We start from the raw sequence: 6045 nt of genomic DNA, 5'->3' as shown, positions 1-6045 counted from the left end.
TAACAGGTTAGACAATGACAACGATATCAGATTAGACAACGACAACGATAATGACAATGACTTGAAAAACAGAAACCGTAATGTCAACATTGCTAGAGTTACAAACAGTGGGAATTCTAGAGTGGACATTGATGTGAATTCGGATTCTAATTCAAGATCGAGGGTCAGAGCAGAAGCAGAATCAGACCAAGAACAAGAGCAAGAACAAAGGAGAAGGAGATAAAAACGCTCTCCATGTCATGTTTCGAAGTGGGAAATTAATCCCACTTCTTTATATATTTTTATTTAAAGGGGTAAATGTTATGGCTCTTTCAACTAATGACTTTTCATTAGAAAAATTAAACAGCGTAGAAGTATTTGAAAAAGCTTCAAATCAATCCTTTATTCGTGAAAGCGGAAATTCTGATGTTGATATACGTATTGAACTTGATACAACACCGATTGCATATGCTATGCTATGTTCCATGCTGGCGACTATCAAATGTCTCAACGGGAATTTGAGTTTGCTGTTAGAAAATAGAGGAGCCTATAAATAACAAAAATCAGTTTGAAGATGACAACAATATACCTAAGCCAAAATTGTATAACTAAATATTCCATGAAGAAGGATTTAATATTTAATGACCTTCTTCTATTATTTGGATAGAATGTATCTATGGATAAAAAAGGGTCAGTTCCTATTTTGTACGAGGCAGTAGTGTAATAGTTAGATATTTTTCGCAAAAGCAACTTAGTTGTATGTCGCTCACTAATATAGAATGATATAAAAAGGTTTCTATAGACCCACCCACTTTTAATGTTGTATTATATTTACTCAAGTGAGTTTGGGAGGGTGAAACGTGAACGAGCAAAAATATAAAGATCTTAAATTAGGAGAACGTGGGGCAATTATTAGTATTATAGCTTACATACTTCTTTCTATTTTAAAATTAGTTATTGGATATATAAGTGACTCTGATGCTCTAAAAGCAGATGGTCTAAACAACACAACTGATATTATTGCATCTATTGCTGTTCTTGTTGGACTCAAGTTATCACAAAGACCACCTGATGAAGATCATGGGTATGGACATTGGAAAAGTGAATCCATTGCATCCATGATTGCTTCTTTTATTATGATATCAGTAGGTCTGCAGGTATTAATTAATGGTATTGGTTCTATTTTTCAAGGAGAAAAAGAGGCACCCGATATTTTAGCAGCTTATGTAGGTGTTTTTTCCGCATTAGCCATGTACTTTGTTTATCGTTACAATAAAAAACTAGCTAATAAAATTAATAGCAAAGCTGTTATGGCAGCCGCAAAAGATAACCTTTCAGATGCTTGGGTGAGTATAGGGACAGCACTCGGTATATTTGCTTCTCAATTAAATATGGCTTGGATTGATACAGTAACAGCTATTGTTGTAGGGCTTTTAATTTGTAAAACAGCTTGGGATATTTTTAGAGGAGCTTCTCATGAACTATCAGACGGATTTGATGAAAATAAAATTCAACTTTATCAGGACGTAATCACAAAAGTAGGCGGAGTTAAAAGAATAAAGGAAATTAAAGGAAGAAACTACGGGAATAATGAGGTATTAGATGTTGTGATTCTTGTTAATTCTACGTTAGATATTAAAGAAGCCCATGATATAGCTACACAAGTAGAAAAAATTATGATGAAAGATTATGGAGTATACGATGTAAATGTGCATGTAGAGCCAAATTAAGGTTAACAATTTATTGTTAACTTCTTATACTATTAATCTTTATTTAATCTACCTGGTGCTTTAATTACATAATAAAAAATAAAAAGTTGATCAAAAAAAATCTGCTGTTAAAACTAATGTTGTCATAACATATTATTTTAAATCTCCAGAAGATTAAAGGTATTGCATAGTAACTTTCAAAAATTCTTTTAAAAGGTTTATGATAAAAAAAGACTCCTTTATTAAAGGAGACATCAAAATGATACATCTATTAAAAGAAAATGAGGCGGACCCTCACAATAATAATATGTTATGTATTCAAAAAGGGAACGGACGAATGAATTTAGTTTAATCTTTAATGTGCTAACGGGGGCTTTAATTCAATAATCCTAGATTTCCTAAAATAAACTACATGTATCGCTGTAAAGCCATAAACCTGTAATTACGGCAATACTTGATAATGGTAAAATAAGTAGAGTTAAATTTCTTTTTAATTTTAAAAAGGAAGGATAAGTAGGAGGACGGATAAAGACTTATTTATTATTTACCCTTATTTAAAATGTCTTCAGACAGATCCTCAAACTCATCATTCTCCATATTGCTACTAGTTTGTTTTTCGATAGTCTTTGATGTTGTATCAAGAGGTCGAGCCCTTGACTGTGCAATTTCTCCTGACTCAATTCTGGCTTTTAATAATAATAGAGCACAACTCACCTGCTTTTAGCAGGTATTTTTTTATTAATTTCCATGTCGAAAAAAGGGGATATAATAAAAAATGTCATAATACCTTGAATGTATTGATACAAATATAGATTTGCAAAGAATTTTACTTAAATCAAATGGACAGGTTAATCGAAGTTTAAGGCGGAACTTATCCATCAGCTTATTTCGCAATTGAACCAAATTATGCAGTAAAGGGAACAGAGAAAAAAAGATTTAAAAAGAATAAGGACCCGGAAAAGTGTAATTCCCGGAGCCCTCTTTAATAAGGAGGTTTATGAGGATAGGTTATGGTGGCTATCAAATATTAGGTCTATCCTACTAATATACTAGTATCCATGATGAACGAAGGATACCCCAACAATAATTAATAGGATAAATAATACAACGATTAATGCGAAATTCATCTTCCCTCCGCCGTAATCGCCACCGTAACTACCGCCGCTGTATTGATACATTAAATCTCACCACCTTTTCCATACCGATAATACATGTTATGTAATATGATATTTCCCGTAACGGACAAGAATGGAAATATATTAATAATAGGAGAGTGAATTACTAGAAAGGTACTTACGATTAATAAGAATTCCGGACAAATTGTGAACTAGTGTACTTAAACGAACGGGTGCTTTAACACAACAAGGGTATCGTTGATAGGAGGGGTTAAATGAAAACGATATTAAATCGAATAGCACTTAAAGTCCAATATTACACAAAACCCTCGATAACTCCTACTGGAGTGACCGAGGGCTCAAAAGTCTACAAGAACGTTATGATTTCTTGCGTCATTTATCTTGATTGAACAGCCGTATACGGAACCGTACGTACGGTGGTGTGAGAGGTCGGAGGTTAATCACCTCCTCCTACTCGATTTGAAGTTATTGTATTAACGGGGCAGGATAGTTGAAGAAGGAATATCTAAATTGCCCCATAGATAAGGGGATTATTTATATTTGGACTCCAAATTTAAGTTTGAAGGGCAGCTCTAGGGGCCCTATTTTTGTGTCGTGATTTGTCGAGCAATAATTATATAAATGCACATTTTAGGATGACAATATGTCCTTATACTAATTTTTGCTGGAGGGAATTATGCGCGACTTTTGGTTAGAAGATGAAGACGACTCATACGTATTAAAGCCTATTAAAGAAGAGAATATTGTTGCTGCTGAGAAAAAATTAGGAGTAAAACTACCTGAACTCTACAAGGAGATAGTTAAAGAACAAAATGGCGGATACATAAAACGAACTGCTTTCCCAATTGAATTTTCAACTAGTTCAGTAGAAGACTTTATTTATATAGAAAGTATTTATGGAATTGGAGAGGAAGGTATTTTAGATTCTCCGTCCCTTATCAATGAATGGGGACTTCCAAAGGATATGGTGCTTCTGGGTGGGGATGGACATACTTGGGTTGCAATGGATTATAGAGGAGTGACGAGCGAACCTAGTATCGTCTATATCGAGGTTGAAGAAGAAGTTGATATTCAGATTGCTAACAGTTTTTCAGAATTCATTGAAGGGCTTCAAGAGGTAGAGAGAGTCATTGTTGGTAATGATGAGGCAGAAATAACTGATGATATGGAAATACCTGAGTTGCATAATATAACTAAAGAAGAAGCGGAAAACATCTTTAAAACAAGTTATGATGAAGAACTCATTGTGCCTACCCTTACAAATATACACATAGGTGATAATGATATTAATTGGTTACTAGAACAACTTATTTCTCTCTTAGATAGAAATATCAGTGAAGAATTAGCTGGAGGAATCGCTGATGCTCTATATGAACATTCATACCCTCGAGAGAAAATGGACCATAATAAATATTCATTATTGATAAATAAGCTGAAAGACATTCCTGATCCAGATATAAAGATTAGGCTACAGATGATAGAAGAAGCTGAGTGAGTTCAGACTAAAATAACTATAGGGTGCTTATGTTTAGCAAATGTATTAAATGGTATATAGGGGGTTTAACCAATTAGAAATGTTTTAATAGTATTGATTGTGTTATTTTTGTTTACACAAATATTTGATTATGAACCATTACAAATTATTTTTGCGGATATTTACTCATTTATTAGCCAATTTGGCTTTTCTATTATTATTGGTTTTGTGTTGTTCGGGTTTATATATTTTTGGCTTACTAAAAAATGAGATTAACATTTATTGAAGTAACGGGTGCAAGAGTTAAAAAAGGTGATCATGGAATTTTATTGCCTTTTTCCTCTGAAAAATCCAGTAATTCGTTTGGTATAAAGATATTGAACTAATGGGGCAGTTTAGTGAAATTTGAAATCACAAAAACTAAATAAAAAGGCACCATTAATTATTTTATGGTGCTATTAACAACTCTTATATTGAAACTATCTGAGAAATTGTTTCACAATTGCATTCGTTATTGTATCCGCCATTTGTAAAGCTTCCACTTCAATTTTATCAAACACAGCAATGCTTGATTTAAAATTGTTTTGGAGTATAAATACTGCTTCCTTTATAGTAAGTTCCAGATGCTCGAAAAACATTTCTTCGAATTCATTTCTTGAAATAAATCGATTTATTCTACTTAGGAATTCAGCATTTTCTTCTCCATTTGCGAACCCTCTTCTTTTTAAAGCTGCAACAGCTTTTTGATTTCCTGCTTTTGCGGCTTCAACAAGTTTCGCAGTAATTACCAGATGTTCCCTGATTAAATTGCTGAACTTAACTGCTATTCTATTTCCATAGAAAGGCTCTAGTAAATTGCCCATATCTGTAGCGTTTTGGAGTAGACGTGCGGTAACAGCGTCTACATCAGGTAAACTAAAGGCAATGCTATTGATTGTCATTCTTGTCCAGTACACATGTTGTTCCCAAACTAAACGCATGGCATTACTTAAACGAATTTCCTGTTCACTAATACAAGAATCGTTAAACCAAGGTTTTTTCACCGTTTCACCCCCATACTCGCTAAATAATATTCAATTTATTCCAAATCTAAAAAGATGCTTGTACTTTTTAACTATTGGCTAGTGATTTATTTCAAATAAATCAATTATACGTTCCGGATTAATTCCTTATTAAAGTAACTGGTGCGTTAATTCAAGAAGGATTAACGCTATTTAACGTAGAAGTTATTGTACTAGAGGAGGAGGATTGTTGAATAAGAAAAGTAAAGAACAGCACAAAACCACCTTAATATCTGAGTGTAGAAACTTTAAGTAAATTGAGAAGTTTAATGTTGGAATGGAGAGCGGAGCTATGGATAAAAAGCCACTAATTACATTGCTTGGAATCATCATAGTTATTATAGCAGGGTATTTCTGTAACTAACATTTCGTTTGTTCATGTACAAGAATTTGATGGATTTCCTATTCCCAAAGATGCTGAAGTGATCAAAGAAGAAGAAAATGTTATTGCATACAATTGGTCGGAGGCTTCCGAAGAAAAAGGTATCCCTGAAAGATACGAGAAAGCGTTGAAAAAGGAAGGTTGGGAGATTGAATGGCGTGAAGGTTCTGCAACAATGTATAACAAAGATGGTACAAAGGTTGTTTTGATTTGTTCAACAGATTACTTATCAATTAACCTAACAGAATAAGGTATCTTCAACACATGGCTGCTTTAACATAACAAGCAGATCGTCAATAGGTGC

General features: G+C 33.4%; 7 protein-coding genes and 1 pseudogene. 6 read left to right on the top strand and 2 right to left on the bottom strand.

Annotated elements, in window-relative coordinates; translation table 11 throughout:
• From D8M04_RS20080 to D8M04_RS18985, 3 genes and pseudogenes are all read left to right on the top strand, one after another.
• Positions 1-223, top strand: a pseudogene (locus tag D8M04_RS20080) (hypothetical protein); the annotation flags it as partial.
• Between the two features lie 79 nt (positions 224-302).
• Positions 303-536, top strand: coding sequence for a hypothetical protein (locus D8M04_RS20230; RefSeq protein WP_187695471.1), 234 nt, complete (start codon positions 303-305; stop codon positions 534-536).
• A 303-nt stretch (positions 537-839) separates the two neighbouring features.
• A complete protein-coding gene (locus D8M04_RS18985) occupies positions 840-1709 on the top strand; it encodes a cation diffusion facilitator family transporter (RefSeq protein WP_121524984.1) in 870 nt (289 codons plus the stop codon).
• Positions 1710-2737: 1028 nt separating this feature from the next.
• On the opposite strand, the gene D8M04_RS18980 is transcribed toward D8M04_RS18985, so the two are convergent.
• Positions 2738-2866, bottom strand: coding sequence for a YjcZ family sporulation protein (locus D8M04_RS18980; RefSeq protein WP_121524983.1), 129 nt, complete (start codon positions 2864-2866; stop codon positions 2738-2740).
• Between the two features lie 212 nt (positions 2867-3078).
• Here D8M04_RS18980 and D8M04_RS20620 point away from each other — a divergent pair, with 212 nt between their 5' ends.
• On the top strand, positions 3079-3213 hold the full coding sequence (locus D8M04_RS20620; protein WP_281277144.1) for a hypothetical protein: 135 nt from the start codon (positions 3079-3081) through the stop codon (positions 3211-3213).
• 287 nt (positions 3214-3500) lie between these two features.
• Positions 3501-4319: an SMI1/KNR4 family protein gene (locus tag D8M04_RS18970; RefSeq protein ID WP_121524982.1), complete on the top strand. Its 819-nt coding sequence runs from the start codon at positions 3501-3503 to the stop codon at positions 4317-4319.
• Positions 4320-4777: 458 nt separating this feature from the next.
• On the opposite strand, the gene D8M04_RS18965 is transcribed toward D8M04_RS18970, so the two are convergent.
• A complete protein-coding gene (locus D8M04_RS18965) occupies positions 4778-5341 on the bottom strand; it encodes an acetylglutamate kinase (RefSeq protein WP_246001348.1) in 564 nt (187 codons plus the stop codon).
• A gap of 440 nt (positions 5342-5781) precedes the next feature.
• Here D8M04_RS18965 and D8M04_RS18960 point away from each other — a divergent pair, with 440 nt between their 5' ends.
• On the top strand, positions 5782-5991 hold the full coding sequence (locus D8M04_RS18960) for a hypothetical protein (RefSeq protein ID WP_121524981.1): 210 nt from the start codon (positions 5782-5784) through the stop codon (positions 5989-5991).
• Positions 5992-6045 lie beyond the last annotated feature (54 nt).

The organism is Oceanobacillus piezotolerans, from assembly GCF_003665065.1.
Classification (GTDB): domain Bacteria; phylum Bacillota; class Bacilli; order Bacillales; family Amphibacillaceae; genus Oceanobacillus; species Oceanobacillus piezotolerans.
Note: the sequence above shows the minus strand (reverse complement) of the source record. Positions and strands in the feature narration are given on the sequence as shown.

Bases quoted from the DNA above. Each gene is read 5' to 3' on its own strand.
- D8M04_RS20230 (WP_187695471.1), top strand. From the start codon at position 303: ATGGCTCTTTCAACTAATGACTTTTCATTAGAAAAATTAAACAGCGTA.
- D8M04_RS18980 (WP_121524983.1), bottom strand. From the start codon at position 2,866: ATGTATCAATACAGCGGCGGTAGTTACGGTGGCGATTACGGCGGAGGG.
- D8M04_RS20620 (WP_281277144.1), top strand. From the start codon at position 3,079: ATGAAAACGATATTAAATCGAATAGCACTTAAAGTCCAATATTACACA.
- D8M04_RS18970 (WP_121524982.1), top strand. From the start codon at position 3,501: ATGCGCGACTTTTGGTTAGAAGATGAAGACGACTCATACGTATTAAAG.